This window comes from Cupriavidus sp. Met-2 (assembly GCF_049843575.1).
Classification (GTDB): Bacteria; Pseudomonadota; Gammaproteobacteria; order Burkholderiales; family Burkholderiaceae; genus Cupriavidus; species Cupriavidus metallidurans.
The window spans coordinates 201,885-224,332 of record NZ_JBBHZL010000004.1 but is presented as its reverse complement, the minus strand read 5'-3'; the positions used below and the strand labels follow the sequence as shown (position 1 = coordinate 224,332).

Genomic DNA, 22,448 nt, shown 5'->3' with positions numbered 1-22,448 from the left:
TCTGCGAAATCGCCGCGACCGTAAGGACGGCCGCGCCCCCTTTGTCGGCCTCCTGGAGGAAACCGTAGATGAATGACATCAATCCCGCCTTCGTCATGCCCGACGTACAGTCGAGCGTCGATACCCGCCAGATCGTGATCCAGCGCGTCGGCGTGAAGGGTGTGCGATATCCGCTGACGCTGAAGACGCCTGCCGGCGCAGTGGGCACGGTCGGTACGTTCAATATGGACGTGCGCCTGCCGGCCGACCAGAAGGGCACGCACATGTCGCGCTTCGTGGCGCTGCTCGAGGAAAACCGCGCGCCACTGGACCTGGCCGCTTTCCGCGCGCTGGTCGACGACATGCTGGTTCGCCTGGAAGCCGATGCGGGCCGTATCGAAGTGTCGTTCCCGTACTTCATCACGAAGACCGCGCCGGTGTCGGGCGTGCAGTCGCTGCTGGACTACGAAGTCACGCTCGTGGCCGAGGCGCGTGACGGCCAGACACGCATGTTCATGACCGCTCTGGTGCCGGTGACGAGCCTGTGCCCGTGCTCGAAGAAGATCTCGCAGTACGGCGCGCACAACCAGCGCTCGCATATCACGATGCGCGTGGAGCTTGCCGGTGACCTCGATGTCGAGGCGCTGGTGCGCATGGCCGAGGAAGAGGCATCGTGCGAACTGTGGGGCCTGCTCAAGCGCCCCGACGAGAAGTTCGTGACCGAGCGTGCCTACGAGAATCCGAAGTTCGTGGAAGACCTGGTGCGCGATATCGCGATGCGGCTGAACGCTGACGATCGCATCGTCGCATACACGCTGGAAGCCGAGAATTTCGAATCGATCCACAATCACAGCGCCTATGCTGTGATCGAGCACGACAAGCGGCATCAGTAACGGTTGCTTGTTTTTCGCCCCTCGTCCACGTGTGGGAGAGGGGCGCATTGCCGCATCAGGCTGGTATCAGACCAGCGTCACCGCAGGCGTTCCCTTCCTCTTTATGTGATGCGGGAAGCGCAAATCGGTCGGTGGCCCTGTGACCGCCATGTGTCTGGATGTCAGCTCGATTAGCGCTTTTCTACGAAGTCCGGGCCTCGGGCAGGCGGATATCGGCCAGATCCCACCGTGGCGTCACGCCATAGTCGTAGCCGTGCCGGGCAAGCTCTGGCGCGGCCTTCAGGCGCATCGCGCCGGCGAACGCGATCATCGCGCCATTGTCGGTGCAGAACGCCAGATCGGGGTAGAACACCTCGACCTTGCGGCGCTTGCCCATCTCATTGAGCCGTTCGCGCAGTTGCCGATTCGCACCCACGCCGCCCGCAACCACGAGACGCTTGTCGCCGGTCTGCTTGAGCGCGGCGAACGATTTGGCGGCCAGTACGTCGACGATCGCATCGACGAACGCGCGCGCCAGATTGGCGCGGTCCTGCTCGCAGGCATTGCTGAGCTTGCGTGTCTGCGTCAGCACGGCGGTCTTGAGGCCAGCGAACGAGAAATCGAGATTGCCAGAATGCAGCATCGGCCGGGGCAGTTCGAAGGCGTCGGGGTTGCCGAATTCGGCCAGCCGCGACACTTCCGGGCCGCCCGGATACCCGAGGCCCAGCAGCTTGGCGGTCTTGTCGAATGCTTCGCCGGCAGCGTCGTCGAGCGTTTCGCCGAGCAGCTTGTAGTCGCCGATGCCCTTTACTTCCATGAGCTGGGTGTGCCCACCAGACACCAGCAGCGCCACGAACGGGAACGGCGGCGGGGCACTCGTCAGCAGTGGCGAGAGCAGATGGCCTTCCAGATGGTGCACGCCGATCATCGGCACACCGAGCGCGAAGCCCAGCGCATTGGCCACCGATGCGCCCACCAGCAGCGCGCCGGCAAGTCCGGGGCCCTGCGTGTAAGCGATGGCGTCGATGTCCGCGCGCGTGCGGCCTGCATCGTCCAGTACCTGCTGCAATAGCGGCAGCACGCGCCGGATATGGTCGCGTGATGCGAGTTCGGGCACCACGCCGCCGTATTCGCGATGCATGGCGATCTGCGAGTGCAGCGCGTGCGCGAGCAGGCCGGCCTCGGTGTCGTAGAGGGCCAGCCCGGTTTCGTCACAGGAGGATTCGATACCGAGGACAAGCATGGCGTTTCTGGTGCGGCTGGCAGCGCCCGTGCAGTCATCTGCAGCGATCGTGCCGGCAAAATCTGAAGGGCAGCAGGGTAGCACACCGGGGCCTGGCGCGCTCGCGGGCCCGCATTTCGATACAATCCGGGCTTCGTTGAAGGGGTGGCATGACTCAGGGCAGACAAGACCGGTTCGATGTGGCGGTGCTGGGCGCGGGAGCGGCCGGCATGATGTGTGCCGCTGTGGCCGGGCAGCGCGGCGCGCGCGTGGTGTTGATCGACCACGCCACGAAGCTGGCGGAGAAGATCCGTATTTCAGGCGGCGGGCGGTGCAATTTCACGAATCTCCAGGCCAGCCCGGCCAACTATTTGTCGTCCAACCCCCATTTCTGCCGCTCGGCGCTGGCGCGCTACACGCCGCAAGATTTCCTGGCGCTGATGCGCCGCTACGACATCGGTTGGCACGAGAAGCATCGCGGCCAACTGTTCTGCAATGACAGCGCCGAGGACGTGATCAACCTGCTGCGCGCCGAGTGCGAGGCTGGCGGCGTGCGCTGGCAGACCGGCTGCAGCATCCATGAGATCCGCCGCGAGGGTGCTGACTACCTGTTGCTGACATCTCAGGGCACGGTGCGAGTCGGCGCGCTGGTGGTGGCTACCGGTGGGCTGTCGATCCCGAAGATCGGCGCCACGGACTTCGGCTATGCCATCGCCCGTCAGTTCGGCCTGAAAATCATCGACACGCGACCGGCCCTGGTACCGCTGACGTTTGATGGCCAGGCGTGGCAGCCGTTCGTGCCGTTGGCGGGGGTGTCGATGGAAGTCGATATATCCACCGGCAGCGGCAAGACCGCAGGCGCGTTCAAGGAAGACCTGCTGTGGACGCATCGGGGCTTGTCCGGACCGGCGGTCCTGCAGATCTCCAGCTACTGGCGCCCCGGCACGCCAATCGAGATTGACCTGTTCGATGGCGAGGACGCCGCCGCGTGGTTGATCGGGCACAAGAAGAGCAGCCGCAAGCATCTGAACAATCTGCTGGGCGAGCGTCTGCCGTCGCGGCTGGCAGACGCATGGTGCGCGGCGGTGGGGCTGCAAGGCACGCAATCCGTGGCCGATATGCCGGATAAGGCGCTGCGCCAGCTCGGCGAATCGCTTAATCGCTGGCGACTGGTGCCGTCCGGCACCGAGGGCTACAAGAAGGCCGAAGTGACGCTGGGCGGTGTTGATACGCGCAGCCTGTCGTCGACCACGATGATGGCGCGGGAAGTCGACGGACTTTATTTCATTGGCGAGGTCGTGGACGTGACCGGATGGCTCGGCGGCTACAACTTCCAGTGGGCCTGGGCATCGGCGGTGGCGGCCGGGGAGGCCGTGGCCGAGGCGGCTCGTGGCGCAGGCGCTGTTGCGTAGGCGGCACGTGCCGGCCCTCGTGTTGGCCCGGGTGCCGGCCCTCACGTGCAGCTTGGCAGACCTTGCGCTAGAATCGTCGCTCTCGTAAAGCCGCCGGCGGGGTGCCGGCGCAATCCCACCCGGTTTTCTCATTGCATTTCGGCCGCCATATGACGACGATTCGCCTTAAGGAAAATGAACCGTTTGAAGTCGCGCTGCGTCGCTTCAAGCGCACCATCGAGAAGAATGGCCTGCTCCCCGAATTGCGGGCGCGGGAGTTTTACGAGAAGCCCACCGCCGAACGCAAACGCAAGCGCGACGCTGCCGTCAAGCGCAATTACAAGCGCCTGCGCAGCCAGCTGCTGCCGAAGAAGCTATACTGACCGCGTCTTAGCGTCAGCACGAAACCCGCTGTGAGCATGGCTCCGGCGGGTTTTTGCGTTATGGTCGGGTTTGCCCCGCCCGCGTCCGTCGCTGGCGCGTAATCCAACTTTTCGGAAGATTGCCATGTCCCTCAAAGCCCGCATCAACGATGACATGAAGGCCGCCATGCGTGCCCGTGAAGCCGAGCGTCTCGGCACCGTCCGCCTGCTGCTGGCGGCCATCAAGCAGCGCGAGGTGGACGAACGCATCGAACTGGACGACGCTGGCATCACCGCCGTGATCGACAAGATGATCAAGCAGCGCAAGGACTCGATCTCCCAGTTCGAGCAGGCCGGCCGCGATGATCTGGTTGCAAAGGAGAAGGCCGAGCTCGACGTGCTGGTAGCCTATATGCCGGCACAGCTCTCCGACGCGGAAGTGGCTGTCGAGGTTCAGAAGGCCGTGACCGAAAGCGGCGCAGCCGGTCCGCAGGATATGGGCAAGGTCATGGGCCTGGTGAAGGCCCGCCTGGCTGGCCGTGCCGACATGACCGCAGTTTCCGCGCTCGTGAAGGCCGCGCTTGCGCCGAAGTAAGCCTCTCATCGGTCAGAATCATTGCCATCAGCGGATGTAATGCGTGATGTTGTCTGCGCGTTGATGAAAATTGCGCGTAGATGTTAGCAATCCCAAGTGGCGCGTTGCATCTGCACTACAATGATTCGATAGCCGCCGGGCGACGCCCCGGTCACGTATTCCAGAAAACTTCGAAACGGCCGCCGGCGTTTTGCCCGGCAGTCCGTGCCATCAGGACGGTCAGTCGGGTGATTCCGCAATCCTTTATTCAGGACCTGCTCAACCGCGTCGACATTGTCGATGTGGTGGGTAAGTACGTGCAGTTGAAGAAGGGCGGCGCCAACTTCATGGGCCTGTGCCCGTTCCATAACGAGAAGTCCCCGTCCTTTACCGTATCGCCGACCAAGCAGTTCTATCACTGCTTCGGCTGCGGCGCACATGGATCCGCCATCGGGTTCCTGATGGAGTACTCGGGGCAGTCCTACCCCGACGCGGTGCGTGAGCTGGCCCAGTCGGTCGGCCTGTCCGTGCCGGAGGAGCGCAATAGTCTGCCACCCGCCCAGCGGGCAGAGCAGCAGGCCAGGTCGTTGGCGCTGACCGATGCCATGACGCGTGCCACCGACTTCTACAAGAAGCAGTTGCGCGGTGCCCCGCAGGCCATCCAGTACCTCAAGGGCCGTGGCCTGACCGGCGAGATTGCCGCTCACTTCGGTCTTGGCTACGCGCCGGACGACTGGCAAGGGCTGGAGACCGTGTTCGGAAGCTATCGCGATGACGCCATCGCCGGTCCGCTGGTGGAGGCCGGGCTGCTGATCGAGTCCCAGGAGAAGCGCGACGCCGATGGCAAGCCGCGTCGGTACGACCGCTTCCGCGATCGCATCATGTTCCCGATTCGCAATACGAAGGGCAATGTGATCGGGTTTGGCGGCCGCGTGATGGGGCAGGGCGAGCCAAAGTACCTGAATTCACCGGAAACGCCGCTCTTCAGCAAGGGAACGGAGCTCTACGGTCTGTTCGAGGCGCGTCACGCAATCCGCGAAAATGGCTACGTGCTGGTGGTAGAAGGCTACATGGATGTGGTCGCGCTGGCCCAGCTCGGGTTTGCCAATGCCGTCGCCACACTCGGCACGGCCTGCACGCCAGTTCATGTGCAGAAGCTGATGCGCCAGACCGACGCCGTGGTCTTCTCGTTCGACGGTGACGCCGCTGGCCGCCGTGCCGCGCGCCGCGCGTTGGAAGCCTGCCTGCCGCACGTGGCGGATAACAAGACGATCCGCTTCCTTTTTCTGCCGGCCGAACACGACCCGGATAGCTATGTCCGCGAGGAGGGAACTGACGCGTTCGCGCGCCAGGTTCAGAACGCGATGCCTTTGTCGCGCTTCTTGCTGCAAATCGTCACGGAAGATCAGGATCTGCGCCAGCCCGAGGGCCGTGCCCGCGCGCAGTACGAGGCCAAGCCGCTGCTTCAGGCGATGCCCGCCGGTGGCTTGCGACTGCAGATCGTGCGCGAACTTGCCGATACCACAAGCACCACGCCGGCCGAGATCGAGGCGATTTGCGGCCTGGGCAGCGATTCCTCGCGGGTTGGTCGTTTCGCCCAGCCGCGCCCGCGCGCGCGGCGTCAGGCGCCGACCGGGCTCGAGCAGCGCGTGATCCAGTTGCTGATGTGCTACCCGTCGCTGGCGGCCCGGCTCGACGGGGACGCGCGCGCATTGCTGCTGGACCCCCAGCACTCCGGATCCGAGGCGCTGGGCTACTTGGTGTCCGCTTGCGATGGCATTCAGGGTGAGGTGAACTTTGCGGCCTTCAGCGAGCAGTTGGCGCAGACGCCCTACGCCGATGTCTACGCGAGCGCACGCACGGCGGTACTGCGCGAGGAAATCGAAGAGGAGCCGGCGACGCATGAGTTCGACGGCGCCGTCCACAAGTTGCTGGCCGAGCCGCTGGAGCGCGAGCAGAAGGCGCTCGAGGCCATGGTGAGCGCGGGCACGGCTGACGAAGAGACCAAGGCGCGATATCTCTGGCTATCGCGCGAAGTGCAGCGGCGCAGGCAAATGGGCTGGCGGCCCGCCGCCATGGAGGATAGTTGAACCGATTTTCGGCGTGAGCAGTTGAGCACGTGGCCAGAACCGATGGAAAAATTGGCGGCCAAACTGCTTAAGCCTTGATTTTTCAGGTGAAAACACAACCTGACAGGAAGCCGGGGGTTGGTGACGTGCTACAATGCCCGGTTTGGATTGCGAAATCTTTCTTCCCATTACTGGCGAAAGTGAGCGTGCCAATGGCAAAGGCCAAAGCAACCGAAGGGGTAGCCGTGAAGGCGCCCTCCAAAGCTCCCCAATCAGGGAGCGGCAAGGCGTCCGTGAAAACAACGGCGGCGAAGACATCGACCGCGTCAGTCAGGACGACATCAGCCCGGTCTGCGCCAGCAAAATCCGCGCGGAGCGCAACTGCGCCCGCCGGATCCACTTCCGCCAGGAATCGCACATCCGAAAATACAAAGCCCTCGACTTCGGCACGCGAGAGCGGCAAGAGCGCCAATACAAGCGGCAAGAGCGCCGCTGCACCAGTGAAAGGCAAGAGTATCACCGTGGCGAAACAGCAGAATACCGAAGTCGAGAGCAAGCGTGCGGCAACGACGGCCGGCACACGGAGTGGAGGCGCCAAGGCAGGCACCACCGCTACCGCGACGCCCAAGGCCCGTGCCGCGACTCCCGCACCCGTTGCATCCGAGCGTCCCGCCGCTCCGGCCGTCAAGCCGGAGCCGAAGAAGCGTGGCCGCAAGCCCAAGGCCGAGATGCAGCAAGACGACAGCACCATCGAAGACGTGACTGAAGAGTTTTACGACAACGACGCGCCGGCTACCCCTGCCGCTGCGCCCAAGACCGAAAAGCAGAAAGCCAAGGACCGCAAGGCCAAGGAAAAGGCGCTGCTCAAGGAATTTGCCTCGTCGAATCAGGCTGGTAGCGAGGAAGAGCTCGAGATCCGTCGCCAGAAGCTCAAGGCGCTGATCAAGCTCGGCAAATCGCGTGGCTACCTGACTTATGCGGAAATCAACGATCACCTGCCGGACGACATGGTCGATTCGGAAACGATCGACACGCTGGTCGCCACGCTGAACGACATCGGTATCGCCGTCTACGAACAGGCGCCGGATGCCGAGACGCTGCTGCTCAACGACAACGCACCGTCCGCCACGAGCGAGGAAGAGGCCGAGGAAGAAGCCGAAGCCGCCCTGTCGACCGTGGACTCCGAATTCGGCCGCACCACCGACCCGGTCCGCATGTACATGCGTGAAATGGGTACCGTGGAACTGCTGACGCGCGAAGGCGAAATCGAAATCGCCAAGCGCATCGAAGCGGGCCTGAAGGACATGGTGATGGCGATCTCGGCCTGCCCGGTCACGATCTCCGAAATCCTGGCCAGCGCCGAGCGCGTGGCGAACGAAGAGATCAAGATCGACGAGTTCGTCGATGGCCTGATCGACCCGAACGCAGAGGAAGTCCAGGACAACTCCCCGGCCCAGGCGGTAGCCGCCGATGACGAGGACGAGGATTCGGACGAAGACGGCGACGACGGCGAAGAGGAAGACGACGAAAGCGGCGGTGGCGCCGGTGCGTCGGCTCGCCAGCTCGAGGAACTGAAGGTTGCCGCGCTGGAAAAATTCCGCGTGATCGCCGAGCAGTTCGACAAGATGCGCCGTGCCTTCGAAAAGGAAGGCTACAAGTCGAAGCCGTACGTGAAGGCCCAGGAAGCTATCCAGGCCGAACTGATGAGCATTCGCTTCACCGCGCGTAACGTCGAGCGTCTGTGCGACACGCTGCGTGGCCAGGTGGACGAAGTGCGCAAGCTGGAACGCGCCATCCTGAATATCGTCGTCGACAAGTGCGGCATGCCGCGCGCCGACTTCGTGGCCCGTTTCCCGGGCAACGAGACGAACCTGGACTGGATCCAGACCATCGTGGCCGACAACAAGTCGTACAGCACGATCGTCGAGCGTAACGTGCCGGCCGTGCACGAGCTGCAGCAGAAGCTGATCGACCTGCAGTCGCGCGTGGTGCTGCCGCTGAAGGAACTGAAGGACGTCAATCGCAAGATGTCCGAAGGCGAGAAGCGCGCCCGCGAAGCCAAGCGTGAAATGACCGAGGCCAACCTGCGTCTGGTGATCTCGATCGCGAAGAAGTACACGAACCGCGGCCTGCAGTTCCTGGATCTGATCCAGGAAGGCAACATCGGCCTGATGAAGGCGGTGGACAAGTTCGAATACCGTCGCGGCTACAAGTTCTCCACGTACGCCACGTGGTGGATTCGCCAGGCCATCACGCGCTCGATCGCCGACCAGGCTCGTACCATCCGTATTCCGGTTCACATGATCGAAACGATCAACAAGATGAACCGGATCTCGCGCCAGATCCTGCAGGAAACCGGCAACGAGCCGGATCCGGCAACGCTGGCTGAGAAGATGGAGATGCCCGAGGACAAGATCCGCAAGATCATGAAGATCGCCAAGGAACCGATCTCCATGGAAACGCCGATCGGTGACGACGACGATTCGCATCTGGGCGACTTCATCGAAGACACGAACACGCTGGCCCCGGCCGAGGCTGCGCTGCATGGCTCCATGCGCGACGTGGTCAAGGACGTGCTCGACAGCCTGACGCCGCGCGAAGCCAAGGTGCTGCGCATGCGTTTCGGCATCGAAATGAGCACCGACCACACGCTCGAGGAAGTCGGCAAGCAGTTCGACGTGACGCGCGAACGTATCCGCCAGATCGAGGCAAAGGCACTGCGCAAGCTGCGCCACCCGAGCCGCTCCGACAAGCTGAAGAGCTTCCTGGAAGGCAACTAACGCCTTTCAAGGGCCTCTAGCTCATGCCTGGTTAGAGCAGCGGACTCATAATCCGTTGGTGCCGTGTTCGACTCACGGGAGGCCCACCACTGATGTTGTAAATGCGAAGGGGTTACGGTTTCTGCCGTAACCCCTTTTCTGTTTCTGGCCTGTTTCTGGCGGTAGATCGACCAAAACTGTCGATCAAGGGCTTAAGCCCACGCGCGTTCCACCCGCCCTGTCATCACCTCCCACGCCGCACACGCCCCTTCCACCAACCTCTCGACGATCTTTCCCGCCGATTCGATCGCGTCGGCGAACCCGCCGGCCGGGCCGAGCGAGACGATGCCGGCGTCGGTATCGCCGCCCAGGTACACGCGTTCCTGGGTGCGCGACGACAGGATGAGGTCGCCGAATGCCGCGTGCGAGCGGGCGCCTTCGGCTTCGAGGCGTTGCACCTCGCGCGCGGCAGCGTTGTCGAGCACGCGCCAGGTATCGTTCAGGCTGCGTAGGATCGCAATCGAACAGTGCTCGTCGGCGGCGACGATGCGTTCCTTTAGTGCGCGATGGGTGGCGATCTCCGCTGCCACCATGAAGCGGCTGCCCATCACCACGCCATCGGCGCCAAGCACCAGCGCGGCTGCGATCTGACGGCCGCTGCCGATGCCGCCGCCGATCACGAGCGGGATCTCCACACGCTCCAGCGCAAACGCGCCATTGACGAAGGCCGACAACTGGTTGGCACCAGGGTGTCCCCCTTCCTCGAGCCCGACCAGCGCGACGGCATCCACGCCAAGCCGCTGCGCTGTGACCGCGTGGCGCACGCTTGGGCACTTGTGGATCAGCAGGCCACCGCCGGCATGGATCGGCGCGACCAGTCGCTCGGGCGACATGCCCGCGCTCTCGAACACGCGCACGCCTTCGTCCAGCGCCACGTCGATCCATGCAGCGGCCAACTGGTTTCGATCCTCGCGAGCCGAGAGCGTGACGTTGACACCAAAGGGCCGACCCCGGGTCAGCGTGCGGCAACGGCGCAGGTCGGCGCGAAAGGCCTCGAGGGTCGGGAAGGAGCGCGCGGTGATGAACCCCATGGCTCCCGCGTTGACCACCGCCGCCACCACATCAGATGTGCCGAGGAGTTGCATGCCGCCCAGCAGGATCGGATAACGGATATCCAGCAGCGCCGCCAGGCGCGTCTGGAAGATGCGTTCGGCCGCGTGGCCGGATGCTGCCGGACTCATGTGTTCTCCTCGGTCGGGCGTCAGGATGTGTGTGTGCCAAAGAGGTTGGCTTCAGAGCATCACGTAGCCGCCACTCACACCAAGGCTCTGGCCGGTGATGAAGGCCGCGCGATCCGATGCCAGGAAAGCCACCACGCCCGAGATGTCCTCGGGCCGCGACAGTCTGCCGAGCCCGCGTGCGATCGGGTAGGCACCGAGCATTTTCTTGAGGCGGTCGTCGGTCTCGGGGGTGGACGACGGATGCAGCGGACCGTTGGCGATGCCCTCGTGCGACACCGCGCCCAGTGCGATGGTGTTCACGTTGATGCAGTCACGGCCGTGCTCCTGCGCGATCGCCTTCGCGAAGCCCAGCATGGCGGCCTTGGCGCCCGAGTAGACCGCCAGGCGTGCCTCGCCGACGCGTCCGGCTTCGGACATGATGTTGACGATCTTGCCGCCGCCCTTGCGTTGCATGCCGGGCAGGGCGCTGTGGCAGCAGTTCATCACGCCGTAGACGTTCAGGTCGACGACTTCCTTCCAGTCTTCCACCGGCATTTCCATGAACGTTGGGGGCATACCGCCCTTGGTGCGACGCGCCACGGTCACGCCGGCGTTGTTCACCAGGATATCGACGTCGCCGAAGCGTTCACGCGCCGCCGCGAACATGCGTTCCACCTGTTCCGAGTCGCCGATATCTGCCTGCACGGCCAATGCCTGGCCGCCCGCTGCTTCGATCTCCTTTTGCACCGCCTGCGCGCGCTCCAGGAAGTAGTCGTTGATCACCACGTTGACGCCTTCGCCGGCGAGTTCCAGGCAGATGCGTCGGCCCACGCCTTGTCCGCCACCAGTTACCAATGCCACCTTGCCTTGCAGATGCAGTTCCATTCCGTACTCCTCCAGTTTTCGATGTTCCGTGTTTCGATGCCGTTCGCGTGCGGACTAGCGCCCGACGAACCGGGGCTCGCGCTTCTCGACGAATGCGCGCATCCCTTCCTTCCTGTCCTCGCTGTCCATCACCATGGCCGCGCCGTAGCACTCGAACTGCAGGCCCATGTCGACCGAGCCCTGCATGCCCAGGTTGACCGACCGCTTGGCGAAGCGCACGGCCAGCGGTGGTTGCGCGGCGATGCGCCTGGCCATCGTCAGTGCCGCATCCATCAGCTTGTCGTCGTCGATCACACGGTTCACCAGGCGGATGTCTTTCGCGGCGTCGGCGTTGATCAGTTCGCTGGTAAAGATCAGTTCCTTGGCGATGGCCGGACCCACCACGCGCGGCAGGCGCTGTGTGCCGCCAGCTGCCGGAATGACACCGAGCTTGATCTCGGGCAGGCCGAATCGTGCCGATCTGGCGGCCAGCCGGATGTCGGCACACAGGGCCAGTTCCAATCCACCGCCGAGCGCCACGCCATTGATGGCGGCGATCACCGGCTTCTCGAATTCCTCGATGCCACGGAACAGCTCGTGCGTGCGTTGCTGCGTGACGTAGTAGTCGGCGGGGTGGGCCGTGCCGCCGGCGCGTTCCTTGATGTCGGCGCCCGCGCAGAATGCTCTATCGCCGGTGCCGGTCAGCACTACACAGCGAACGCTGGTGTCATCACGGGCCAACTCGAAGAACGCGCGGGCGAGATCGGGTTTCATGGTGCCGCCGAGTGTGTTCATGCGATCCGGGCGGTTTAGCCGGATGATGGCCACGCCGTCGACCACTTCGTACAACAGGGTTTCGAATTGCATCCTTGTCTCCTTGCCTGGAATGATGTGCGCGACGGATGCGCCAGCCGTGCTCGTGGCCGGCGCATTCGCGGGGTCAGTGCGATGCCGCCAGGATGTGCGCGAAGGCCACCGAGCCGAGCCCGATCATGTGGGCTAGCCCCAAGCGTGCGCCGGGGTGCTGCCGTCCGTGTGCCTCGCCGCGAATCTGGCGCGTGATTTCGGCGATCTGCCCGATGCCGGTCGGGCCGGTCGGGTGGCCCATGCCGAGCAGGCCACCCGAAGCATTGACCGCGCATTCGCCGCCAATGGCGGAAGCGCCGCGTTCGAGCCATGCCGCGCCTTCTCCGGGCGCGCACAGGTCCATCGCTTCGGTGTAGACCAATTCCTCGATCGAAAAGGCCTCGTGCAACTCCACCAGGTTCAGGTCGCGGGGGCCGACGCCGGCCTGCTCGTACGCCATCGCGGTGGACTTGCGCACCATGTCGACGGCTGCAGACGAATCGCCGTGTTCCAGTTCTTCGCTGTTCGCCACCGATGCCAGCACGCGCACGGCGCGGCGCTTGTCCAGGCCGAGCCGCTTGATCGCGGCCTCGGACACCACGATCACGGCTGCGGCGCCATCGCCACGCGGGCAGCACTGCTGCACCGTCAGGTCACCCACCACCTTGGGCGAAGCCATGACCTGCTCGAGCGTACGAGCCTTGCGGAACTGCGCATATGGGTTGAGCGCAGCGTTGCCATGGTTCTTTACCGCGACGCGCGCCATCGCTTCGGGCTTCAGCCCGTGCTGGCGCAGGTATTCATGCGCCATCAGCGCGAACTTCACGGGCGGCATGGTCGCGGTGGGCGCAAGGTGCGGCAGGCCGTCCTTGTCGGCCGCCTTGCGGCCATCGCCGAACTTGTCGACGCCGATTGCCACCACCACGTCCGAGACGCCGCTTGCCACTTCCAGGCACGCCTGGCGGAACGCCGAGCAGCCCGATGCCGAGGCGCTTTCCACCTGTGTCACGGCCAGGCCGGTAGAGCCCAGGTGGCGGAACATCACGCGTCCCGTTGCCATGCCGATTGCCGAGGTGCCCACGTAGGCGCTCTGCACCTCGGGCCAGGCGATGCCGGCGTCCGACAGCGCCTCGCGCATCGCACGCAGACCGAGGCTGACATAAGGGGTATCCGACGCGAACTGGTACGGATGCAGGCCGACGCCGATGACATAGACCGAGGTTTGCTGCAGCAGGCGGTTCATCGTTGCACCTCCTGGCTGGCGGGTACGAAGCGCAGCGGATAGCGGTCGCCGCACGGAGCGTCGGCGCGGATCACGCCCTGAACCGTCATGCCCGGGGCCAGCTCCGCTTCGCTGGCGACGTCGAGCAGGACCTCTTCGCGAATGCCTTCCGCAAAGTCGACCTCGCCGACGACGAACGGCGGCGGCATGTCGCGCACCAGCGGCGCATGGACAGTCACGTAATTGCGCAGCGTGCCTCGCGCCGGCATTTGTTCCACCGTGCCGCGCTCGGGCTCGGCGCCGCAGTACTGGCAGCCATAGGCGGAAGCGGGATAGGTGGGCTTGCCACATGCGCCGCAGCGCAGGACGGCCAGGCTTGGCGCTGCTTGTGTTTCAGGCGAGCGGGATTCCGCAGTCTGCATCGTGTCTCCTCTTCAGTGTCTGTTTGCCCATCGGTGCGCGGGTGCCTTGTACGTCGACGCGCCGTCGCGGGTGCCATCGGCCGATCTTTATCTTGCACAACTACGATAGGTCGGATTAGTATCCAGTATATCGTAGTCATGTCACCTGTCAAACACGGAAACGCGTACGAAATCTCGTAGACTGTGCGGTTTGGGCGGATGTTGCCCTTTCAATACGAGATTTCGGAGAACCCATGCCTAGCTTTGTTCCTGCTGCCGCGCGCAGCCTTGCCGTCTTCGAGGTGTTCTCGCGCGAGAAGCGCGAGCTCTCCAATTCGGAACTTGCGCGCCTGCTCGACCTGCCGGAGAGCAGTTGCTCGGACCTGCTGCATACGCTGACCGAGACGGGGTACCTGATGCGTACCGCGCGCACGCGCCGCTTCTATCCCACGATGCGGCTCCATTCGATCTGCGAGGCCATTGCGGGCAACGATCCGCTGGCCGCCGTGGCGGCCGAGGCCACGGAGTTCCTCACTGGCAAGACGGGCGAGACCTCGCTATGCGGCCGGCTGGATGGCGCCTACGTGCGGGTGACTGGCTTCCAGGAAAGTCGCTACGAACTGCGTTACGTACTGCGCGTTGGCAAGCGCCTGGCCTTGCACGCCACGGCGCTCGGCAAGGCGTTGCTGGCGGTGCTGCCGCCGGAAGACGCCGCGCGGCAGTTGCGCCTGCGCGCGCTGCCCAAGCTGGGGCCGAAGACGGAAGTCAATCCGGTCGCGCTGGAAAAGCAGGTCGCCGAAGTGCGCGAGCGCGGCTGGGCGTGGGTCGAGGACGAGGGAGGAGAAGGGGTGACGGCCATCGCGGTGGCCGGGCGGATCGGCGACGAGCCGTTCGCGATCTCGTTGGCGGGCCCCACCGAACGATTCAATCGCCGCAAGGACGAGTACCTGGAGGTGATCGAGGCAGCGCGGGATCTGGTTTTCCCGACCGCCCAGAAGGATTAGGCCGGCACATGGGACCGCTCCTGTGGCCGGCTTTGTTTCGACGGTGCCTGGCGATGATGCCGCTGGCGCCGGATGCATTTCCCAACCGGACTATTACAGGAGACATCCATGTTTTTCGAAGCCACGCCAGAGCAGCGACTGCTGCGCGACAACATTCGCCGATTCATGCAGGCGGAGGTTGCTCCGCTGATCAGCCGGCATGATCAGGAGAAGACCTTTCCGTTCGAGATCTTGAAGGGGCTGGCGCAGTTCGGCTACATCGGCGGGCGCCTGTCAGAGGAACAGGGCGGGATGGGGCTGGACCAGCTCACTTGGGCGATGATGATGGAAGAGGCCGGCTATGCCTGGCTTTCGCTGCGCACCATCCTGAACATCACTAACGGCCCGATCGCCAAGCTTGCCGCAGTCGGCACGCCGGACCAGAAGACCCGTTTCCTCGATCCGTTGCTGGCCTGCGAGCGCAAGGTGTTCACAGCGATCAGCGAGCCTGGCACCGGTTCCAATATCGCGCAGATCCAGACGCGCGCCGACCTGAAGGGCGACCACTACGTGCTCAACGGCCGCAAGCTCTGGATCACCAACGGCGCGTTTGCCGACTTCGGCATCGTGGTGGCGCGCACCTATAGCGACAACTGCGAAGGCCAGCTGTCGACGTTCCTGGTGGAGCGCGAGGTCAGCCCCTACGAGGTGCGTCGCGTGGACACCATGGTGCTGCGCAGTACCGGCACCGCCGAGCTCGGTTTCGACAACGTGCGTGTGCCGCGCGAGAACCTGCTCGGCGAGGAAGGCGGCGCGCTCAAGCGTATGCTGCAGGGCCTGGATGGCGCGCGCGTCAATATCGCGATGGGCGCTGTGGGCGCGGCGCAGTGCGCGCTCGATCTGGCTACGGACTACGCCAAGACGCGCACGCAGTTCGGTCGTGCCATCGGCAGCTTTCAGCTCGTGCAGAAGATGATCGTGGACATGACGATCCGGGTGGAAGCCGCTCGCGCGCTCGGGTATCGCGCCGCGATGGCACTCGACCGTGGCGAGGACACGCGTGTCTCAGCGTCGATCGCCAAGCTGTATGCGACCGAGGCCGCGCACGAAGTAGCCAGCATGGCGCTGCAGGTGCATGGCGGTCTGGGTTACGCCACCGATTATCCGATCGAACGCATCTTCCGCGACACGCGCGGCGGCACCATTCCCGAGGGGACCACGGAGGTGCAGACCTTGATCGTCGGTCGCGAGATTCTGGGCATGTCGGCGATTGCCTGATCGGCACAGCTGTCACCTTTTCCGCCCGGCGTAGCGGTGAACCAGTGCGTCAGCACATCGGCGCTTCATCGGGCTCCACAGACTTCCGCATCGAGAGAACAAATATGGAGACATACCAAGACCTGTCGCGGCTCGTCAGCCCGCGTTCCATCGCCCTGGTTGGGGCCAGCGACCGCAGCGGCAGCATTGGCGCGCGCGCACTCGAGAATCTGATGGACCATTCCGACTTCAAAGGCGACGTCTATCTGGTCAACGCGACCAAGCCGGAAGTGGCAGGGCGCAAGGCATGGCCCGATGTGGCCTCGCTGCCGTCAGTGCCCGACACCGCTCTGGTAGCGGTGCCCGCCGAGCACGTGCTCGCGGTGCTTGAACAATGCGGCGAGAAAGGGGTGCGCTTCGCGATTATTCTGACCTCGGGCTTCGGCGAAGCCGGCGAGGAAGGCAAGGCCGCCGAGCAGACCATGAAGGAGATCGTGGCGCGCACGGGCATGCGCATCTACGGACCGAATTGCCCGGGCCTGACCAATATCACGGAGCGTCTCGGCTTCACGTTCTCGCCATCGTTCCGGCACGATCTTCGCGGCGGGCCGGTCGGGCTGGCCACGCAGGGTGGCGGCCTGGGCCGCAATGTGCTGCAGGCGATGGACCGTGGCATCGGCGTGGCGCTCTGGAGTTCCAGCGGCAACGAGGTCGATTTGCAGGTGAGCGACTTCATCCACTACATGGCCGACGCGCCGGATATCAAGGTCATCGCCACGCTGCTCGAAGGCGTCAACGATGGCCGCAAGTTCGTCGCCGCCGTGCAGCACGCGGCGCGCAAGGGCAAGCCGGTGGTGGTGCTGAAGGTGGGACGCTCCGAGTACGGCCGCAAGGCGGCGCAGTCGCACACGGCGTCGATCACCGGCTCGGCGGAGGTCAACAGCGCCGTGTTCGCGCAGCTTGGCGTGGTGGAGGTGGATGACATCGACGAATTGATCGACACCGCCTGGCTGTTCGCGCGCGGCATGCCGCGTCAGGGCGGCGCGCTGGCCATCTATTCGGGATCGGGCGGCACGGCGGCACTGTGCGCCGACATGGTCGGCAATGCCGGATTGAAACTGGCGGAGTTCGCGCCGGAGACGCTTGCCGTGCTGCGCGACGCGCTGCCGTCGTATGCCGCAATCGACAACCCCATCGACACCACCACCGCGGTGATGGCAAAGCCGGAGCTGGCGCGCACGTGCCTGCAGGCGGTCTGCAATGACCCGAGCGTGTCGCTGGTACTTTTGCCGCAGGCGCTCGAGTATGGCGACATCACCAAGCTCGCTGCCGATATCACGGCCGACGTGCAGAAAGAGAGTCCGGTGCCGATGTTGCCGATCTGGATGAGCGAGCGTCAGGGCGGGGCCTACAAGGTGTTTGCCGATGCAGGCCTGGCGCCCGTGCGCAGCATCAGCAAGGCGGTCAAGGCCGTGGAGCGCTGGATGGGTTACGCGGACTGGCGCGCCCGCGCCGATATCGACTTCAAGCCGCTGATGCAGACTGCAGCGCGGCCCGTCGCCGATGTGCCGACGCGGGCCCTGTCAGAGCCCGAGGGCAAGGCGATGCTGCGTGCGGCCGGCATCGCTATTCCGGTGTCCCGCGTGGCGGCCACGCTGGCGCAGGCGCGTTTGCTGGCGCGCGAGGTGGGGTATCCGCTGGTGGCCAAGGTGGTGAGCGAGCAGATTCAGCACAAGTCGGATGTCGGCGGTGTGGTGGTCGGCATTCACGATGATGCGGGACTCGAAGCGGCATGGGAGAGCATTCACACGTCGGTCAAGCGCAATATGCCCGATGCGCGTATCGACGGGATTCTGTTGGAACACATGGCCGCGCCGGGTGGACTGGAGATCCTGATTGGCGTGTCGCGCGATCCGGTGTTCGGCCACATCCTGACCTTCGGTCTCGGCGGGATCTACGTGGAAGTCTTCAAGGACGTATCGCGCCGGATGCTACCGCTGTCGGCCACGGAGGCCGAGGCCATGATTCGCGAGGTGCGCTGCTTCCCGCTGCTCGATGGCGCGCGAGGCAAGCCACGGCGCGACATCGCCGCGCTGACTGCGCTGCTGGTGAAAGTGTCGGACTTTGTCGTCGCGCATGGTGACCATCTGGTCGAGATGGATCTGAATCCGGTATGGGTCGGCGTTGCGGGAGAGGGCGCATTGCCGCTCGATGCGGTGATCGTGATGGAGCAAGGGGAGGGTGGAAAATGAGCACGTCCGGTGCCACCCTTGCGGCCCCCGCGGCCCCTGCGGCGAATGCAGCCGCAGCGCCGCCACTCGCGGGCGTGCGCGTCGTCGACCTGACCGAACTGCTCCCCGGCCCGTTCCTGACGCAGACGCTCCTCGAGATGGGTGCCGAGGTGGTGAAGATCGAGCGCCCACCGCACGGCGACAATGCCCGGCGTCTGGCGCCGGGGCTGTTCGCAGCGCTCAACCGTGGCAAACACAGCCTGTATTGCGACTTGAAGAGCGACAGCGGACTGGCCGAGGTGCGGGCGCAGATCGCGCAGGCGGACATCCTGATCGAGTCCTATCGCCCGGGCGCGATGCGTCGGCTCGGGCTGGACTACGAGAGCCTCCGCGAGCAGTTTCCCCGGCTGATCTACCTGTCGCTGACCGGGTTTGGACAGGACGGTCCCCATGCGCTGCTGCCAGGGCACGACATCAACTATCTTGCTGCGGCGGGCGCGCTGTCGCTGACGGGCACGCCCGGTGGTCCTCCGGTGCACCAAGCCATGCTGCCGATCGCGGATCTGGCCGGGGCCTCCATGGCGCTATCCGCGCTGCTGGCCGCGCTCTACCAGCGCACAGGGAGTGGACGAGGCCAGTATCTGGATGCGGCGCTCGCCGATAGCGTTCTGCACTGGATGGCGCCAAGGCTGGGGCTGTTCCGCCAGAAGCCCGCAACTACGGCTGACGCACAGCGAGCGATGCTGGGCGGTAAGCCAGCCTATGGCGTGTTCCGTTGCAGGGATGGTCGCTATCTGACCATCGCCGCGCTGGAAGAGCATTTCTGGCGAGGTCTGAATGACGTGCTGGGTCTGTTTGCCGCCAATGATGCGTGTTGCGTGGACCACGCCGCGAGGACCGCGAATGCGGAGACGATCAATGCGCGCCTAGCCGAGCGCGTGGCGGAGTATGACGCCGATACGCTGATGGCGCGGCTGGCGAATGCGGACCTGCCGGTGTTCCCGGTGCTGGATGCGGTGGAGGCTGTCGCGCAAGCCCGTCACAGATCGGGTGCGCGGATCACGGAGACGGAAGACGGGCCGCTGCCCGGATTCCCCGTGACGCTGGAAGGCATGGCCTGAACATGGCCTGACGTCACGTGGGGCGCAGGCCTTGCCCGCGCCCCACGATGATGTCCTTGCTGATGCCCCGATGGTCAGTCCAGCTTGGCGCCGGACTTCTTGACCACATCCCCCCACTTCACGATTTCGGCCTGGATGAAGCTGCCGAACTTGGCTTCGGAGAGACCGTACATCGGCATGCTGCCGTAAGGCTCGATCGACTTGCGTACCTCGGGGTCGCGCAGCGCTTCCTCCGTTGCCTTCGAAATCAGCGCCACGGTCTGAGGCGGTGTGCCGGCTGGCACCAGGATGCCGGACCAGCTGCTGGCCTGCGCCATGGCGAATCCCGATTCGGCAATGGTGGGCACGTTCGGCAGCAGCTCCAGGCGATCCTTGCCGGTCGTGGCGAGCGCGCGCAGCTTGCCGCTCTGGATAAACGGCAGCACGATGCTGGGATAGTCGAACATCACGTCCACCGTGCCGCCCAGCAGGTCGTTGATGGCCGGCGAGCTGCCCTTGTAAGGAATGTGGGTCAGCTTTATGCCGGCGCTGGCCTGGAACAACTCTGCGCTCAGATGCGTGCCGGTGCCGGCGCCCGCCGAACCGAAGTTGACCTTGCCCGGATGCTGCTTCGCGTACTCCACCAGCTCCTTGACCGTCTTGTACGGGCGCGAGGCGTTCACGACCATGATCGTGGAAGTTTCGGAGAGCGCGTGGACCGGGGCGAAATCCTTCAACGGGTCGTAGCGCACCTTGCTGTACAGCGCCAGGTTGGCCGCCATCGTGCCCTGCGTACCGTATATCCACGTGTAGCCGTCGGCCGGCGCGCGGGCCGCCACTTCCGTGCCGACCATGCCGCCCGCACCGGGGCGGTTTTCCACCACCACCGACTGCTTCAACGTTTCCGACATCTTCTTGGCGATGGTGCGCGATGCCGTATCGGTGATGCCTCCCGGGGTGAACGGCACGATCCAGGTGATAGGCCTGCTCGGGAACTTGTCTTGCGCGAATGAAAGCGCCGGCGCTAGTGCCAGCGTTGCCAGCAGCGGTCGCAGCCGGACTCGGAAACTCCTGTTCATGATTGTCTCCTTCTGGTTATGTATTACGATATGTCGAAGAACTATACAGCCAATCGCAGAAAAGACAAACGAGAAATCCCCCGATCCGGGCAAGAGACCGTGTGGTTGGGCGTCGCGGGGGATCTTCCGGCTTCAGGTCACGCCGGCAAAAGGAGGGCCGGGGGCTGCGGTCGTGCCGGAGCCCCTGACTGGTCAGAAACGGGTGTGTTCAGTCTTTCAGTACTTGATGTCGCGGGCGGTCTGTCGCCCTTGCTGCTTGGTGTCCCGCTTGTCCTGCCGGCATTGCGAGTTGCTCTTCTGATTCGCTGCGCGGCAATCCTGTTTGGTGTCGCGCGAGCCCTGGCGGGTGTCCTGGCGGACGTCGCGACCAGCGCGGCGTTGTTGCGCCTGCTCCGTGGCGCCAGCCAATCCCGGCGCCGGGATGACAACCATCGCGATGACCAGCGCGCCGAGCTTTCTACAGATGTTCGTCATTTGCCTGCCTCCCCAAAATCAAGCGACGAAGTCGCCCACCAAGACGTCCGGTAGCCAACCCACCTGGACGTCAGTCTACCCCTCCGCGCCTCATACGATCAGTTGATTTTCCAACGTAACGCCAGGGGATACGGTAGCCATACGGTTGTCGCGCTCATGGCGAGCCATCGAACAACGCGTACAGGGAAATCAGAACAAGGGGGAGCCGTATGACATATCCTGCGAAGCTGACTGCAGTGTCCTTTGCTTGCCTGACCATCGCGTTGGCGGGTTGTGGAGGAGGGGGCGATTCCACGCCAACGAGTGCCACCACCTCGAGCACGGGAACGCAGGCGACCACGCCGACCACGCCGACCACGCCGACCACGCCGACAACGCAGTCTCCGACCGTCCAGCGCAATACGCTTCTGTCAGGCATCACGGATCCTGGTCCGAATGTCGGCAACGATGGGGACTTCTATATCAATACCGCCACCTGGATGATCTTTGGGCCCAAGGCCAACGGCGTGTGGCCGACGGGCGTGTCTCTGGCGGGGCCCGCAGGTGCGAATGGCACCAAGGGCGCGACTGGCGCCACCGGAAATACCGGCGCAGCCGGCAACACCATTCTTTCTGGCTCGGTCGACCCGACCGACAGCGTTGGCAATAACGGGGACTTTTACATCAACACCGCAACGTCCACGTCGTTCGGGCCCAAGGCCAATGGCACGTGGCCACCGGGTACTTCGCTGGTGGGGCCGGCTGGCCCGAGCGGAAACCCCGGCGCGCCTGGCACCAACGGCAGCGCCGTGCTGTCTGGCAGCGGCGCTCCCGGCAACACCATTGGCAACAATGGCGACTTCTATCTCGACACCAGTACCTGGACGATCTACGGGCCGAAGGCCAATGGCGTCTGGCCGGCGGGCGTATCGCTGATCAACCAGGGTTCCAGCGGCAGCGGCAGCGGCAGCGGTACTGGCACTGGTGCGGGCAGCGGTTCCGACACCGGCGGCCACATCCTGTCCGGGAGCGGCGCTCCGTCCGACAGCATCGGGGTCGACGGCGACTTCTATCTCGATACCACAACGTCCACCCTCTACGGTCCCAAGACGGGGGGCAAGTGGCCTGGCACCGGTATCACCATGACCACCGGCACCGTCTACAGCGGCAACTTCAACGTGCCCGACACCTTGAGCCGTGGCGCGTATGTCATGACTGGCGACGGCGGCGCGGTGGCCTTGCCGAGCGATTTTGGTGTCACGATCCCGTACGACTGTAAAAGCGTTAGCCTGACGGCCACGACGCTTGGCAAACCTACGGGCGTGTTGAACCTGGCTGTGTTCAAGGTCACGGGCTCTGGCGCTTCCGCGACGTACGCACCGGTCAGCGGGTTGAATTGCAAGATCAGCAATGGTCAGCAGAACTGCAGCGTGCAGGCTCCGGCAGGTGCGATAGCACATGGCGACAAGCTGCAGGTACAGCTCGACAACAACCAGGCAACGGGCTGGGGCGGTCTCTCGGTCAACCTCGCGTGTTCGCTATAGCCTGATGATGACCGCTGCTG

The 22,448-nt window shown here is 64.5% G+C and carries 20 protein-coding genes and 1 tRNA gene; 12 read left to right on the top strand and 9 right to left on the bottom strand.

Annotation, left to right across the window (positions count from 1 at the left end):
* Nucleotides 1-68 precede the first annotated feature (68 nt).
* Nucleotides 69-872 (top strand): GTP cyclohydrolase FolE2, encoded by an 804-nt coding sequence (gene folE2, locus WD006_RS11550; RefSeq protein WP_008649847.1) that lies wholly within the window; start codon nt 69-71, stop codon nt 870-872.
* A 181-nt stretch (nt 873-1,053) separates the two neighbouring features.
* Here the strand turns inward: folE2 and tsaD are convergent, their stop codons facing one another.
* Nucleotides 1,054-2,094 carry a tRNA (adenosine(37)-N6)-threonylcarbamoyltransferase complex transferase subunit TsaD gene (tsaD, locus tag WD006_RS11545; protein WP_029307323.1) on the bottom strand — a complete coding sequence of 347 codons (1,041 nt, stop codon included), beginning with the start codon at nt 2,092-2,094 and terminating at the stop codon, nt 1,054-1,056.
* Between the two features lie 149 nt (nt 2,095-2,243).
* Between tsaD and WD006_RS11540 the strand changes: the two genes are divergently transcribed.
* From WD006_RS11540 to dnaG, 4 genes are all read left to right on the top strand, one after another.
* Nucleotides 2,244-3,485, top strand: coding sequence for an NAD(P)/FAD-dependent oxidoreductase (locus WD006_RS11540; RefSeq protein ID WP_029307324.1), 1,242 nt, complete (start codon nt 2,244-2,246; stop codon nt 3,483-3,485).
* 149 nt (nt 3,486-3,634) lie between these two features.
* The gene (gene rpsU / locus WD006_RS11535) at nt 3,635-3,847 is read left to right on the top strand and encodes a 30S ribosomal protein S21 (RefSeq protein WP_029307325.1); all 213 of its coding nucleotides are present in this window, start codon (nt 3,635-3,637) and stop codon (nt 3,845-3,847) included.
* 124 nt (nt 3,848-3,971) lie between these two features.
* Nucleotides 3,972-4,421 carry a GatB/YqeY domain-containing protein gene (locus WD006_RS11530; RefSeq protein ID WP_029307326.1) on the top strand — a complete coding sequence of 150 codons (450 nt, stop codon included), beginning with the start codon at nt 3,972-3,974 and terminating at the stop codon, nt 4,419-4,421.
* Between the two features lie 227 nt (nt 4,422-4,648).
* Entirely contained in the window at nt 4,649-6,490 is a 1,842-nt protein-coding gene (gene dnaG / locus WD006_RS11525) for a DNA primase (RefSeq protein ID WP_011517187.1), read from the top strand.
* An 82-nt stretch (nt 6,491-6,572) separates the two neighbouring features.
* On the opposite strand, the gene WD006_RS11520 is transcribed toward dnaG, so the two are convergent.
* Nucleotides 6,573-6,980 (bottom strand): hypothetical protein, encoded by a 408-nt coding sequence (locus tag WD006_RS11520; RefSeq protein WP_224445210.1) that lies wholly within the window; start codon nt 6,978-6,980, stop codon nt 6,573-6,575.
* On the opposite strand from WD006_RS11520, the gene rpoD reads away from it, so the two are divergent.
* Nucleotides 6,970-9,249 (top strand): RNA polymerase sigma factor RpoD, encoded by a 2,280-nt coding sequence (rpoD, locus tag WD006_RS11515; protein WP_029307328.1) that lies wholly within the window; start codon nt 6,970-6,972, stop codon nt 9,247-9,249. The genes WD006_RS11520 and rpoD overlap by 11 nt on opposite strands.
* 10 nt (nt 9,250-9,259) lie before the next feature.
* Nucleotides 9,260-9,338: transfer RNA gene (locus WD006_RS11510), tRNA-Ile, on the top strand.
* A gap of 102 nt (nt 9,339-9,440) precedes the next feature.
* Here the strand turns inward: WD006_RS11510 and WD006_RS11505 are convergent.
* The 5 genes from WD006_RS11505 to WD006_RS11485 form a co-directional block, all read right to left on the bottom strand.
* Nucleotides 9,441-10,469 (bottom strand): NAD(P)H-dependent flavin oxidoreductase, encoded by a 1,029-nt coding sequence (locus WD006_RS11505; RefSeq protein WP_029307329.1) that lies wholly within the window; start codon nt 10,467-10,469, stop codon nt 9,441-9,443.
* Nucleotides 10,470-10,520: 51 nt separating this feature from the next.
* Nucleotides 10,521-11,333, bottom strand: a complete 813-nt coding sequence (locus WD006_RS11500) for an SDR family NAD(P)-dependent oxidoreductase (protein ID WP_029307330.1) — start codon at nt 11,331-11,333, stop codon at nt 10,521-10,523.
* Between the two features lie 54 nt (nt 11,334-11,387).
* The gene (locus WD006_RS11495) at nt 11,388-12,179 is read right to left on the bottom strand and encodes an enoyl-CoA hydratase/isomerase family protein (RefSeq protein WP_011517183.1); all 792 of its coding nucleotides are present in this window, start codon (nt 12,177-12,179) and stop codon (nt 11,388-11,390) included.
* Between the two features lie 73 nt (nt 12,180-12,252).
* Nucleotides 12,253-13,401, bottom strand: a complete 1,149-nt coding sequence (locus tag WD006_RS11490; RefSeq protein WP_011517182.1) for a thiolase family protein — start codon at nt 13,399-13,401, stop codon at nt 12,253-12,255.
* On the bottom strand, nt 13,398-13,802 hold the full coding sequence (locus tag WD006_RS11485; RefSeq protein WP_011517181.1) for a Zn-ribbon domain-containing OB-fold protein: 405 nt from the start codon (nt 13,800-13,802) through the stop codon (nt 13,398-13,400). The genes WD006_RS11490 and WD006_RS11485 overlap by 4 nt, the downstream gene beginning before the upstream one ends.
* A gap of 233 nt (nt 13,803-14,035) precedes the next feature.
* Between WD006_RS11485 and WD006_RS11480 the strand changes: the two genes are divergently transcribed.
* The 4 genes from WD006_RS11480 to WD006_RS11465 all read left to right on the top strand — a co-directional run bounded on the left by WD006_RS11480 (nt 14,036) and on the right by WD006_RS11465 (nt 19,373).
* Nucleotides 14,036-14,785, top strand: coding sequence for an IclR family transcriptional regulator (locus WD006_RS11480; RefSeq protein ID WP_011517180.1), 750 nt, complete (start codon nt 14,036-14,038; stop codon nt 14,783-14,785).
* 108 nt (nt 14,786-14,893) lie between these two features.
* Nucleotides 14,894-16,042 (top strand): acyl-CoA dehydrogenase family protein, encoded by a 1,149-nt coding sequence (locus WD006_RS11475; RefSeq protein ID WP_011517179.1) that lies wholly within the window; start codon nt 14,894-14,896, stop codon nt 16,040-16,042.
* A 104-nt stretch (nt 16,043-16,146) separates the two neighbouring features.
* Entirely contained in the window at nt 16,147-18,273 is a 2,127-nt protein-coding gene (locus tag WD006_RS11470) for an acetate--CoA ligase family protein (protein ID WP_011517178.1), read from the top strand.
* Nucleotides 18,270-19,373, top strand: a complete 1,104-nt coding sequence (locus WD006_RS11465) for a CaiB/BaiF CoA transferase family protein (protein ID WP_029307331.1) — start codon at nt 18,270-18,272, stop codon at nt 19,371-19,373. The genes WD006_RS11470 and WD006_RS11465 overlap by 4 nt, the downstream gene beginning before the upstream one ends.
* A gap of 74 nt (nt 19,374-19,447) precedes the next feature.
* Here WD006_RS11465 and WD006_RS11460 read toward each other — a convergent pair whose 3' ends face one another.
* Nucleotides 19,448-20,431, bottom strand: a complete 984-nt coding sequence (locus WD006_RS11460) for a Bug family tripartite tricarboxylate transporter substrate binding protein (protein WP_011517176.1) — start codon at nt 20,429-20,431, stop codon at nt 19,448-19,450.
* 216 nt (nt 20,432-20,647) lie between these two features.
* On the bottom strand, nt 20,648-20,905 hold the full coding sequence (locus tag WD006_RS11455) for a hypothetical protein (protein WP_011517175.1): 258 nt from the start codon (nt 20,903-20,905) through the stop codon (nt 20,648-20,650).
* Between the two features lie 209 nt (nt 20,906-21,114).
* On the opposite strand from WD006_RS11455, the gene WD006_RS11450 reads away from it, so the two are divergent.
* On the top strand, nt 21,115-22,428 hold the full coding sequence (locus tag WD006_RS11450; RefSeq protein WP_029307332.1) for a hypothetical protein: 1,314 nt from the start codon (nt 21,115-21,117) through the stop codon (nt 22,426-22,428).
* The last annotated feature ends 20 nt before the right edge of the window (nt 22,429-22,448 follow it).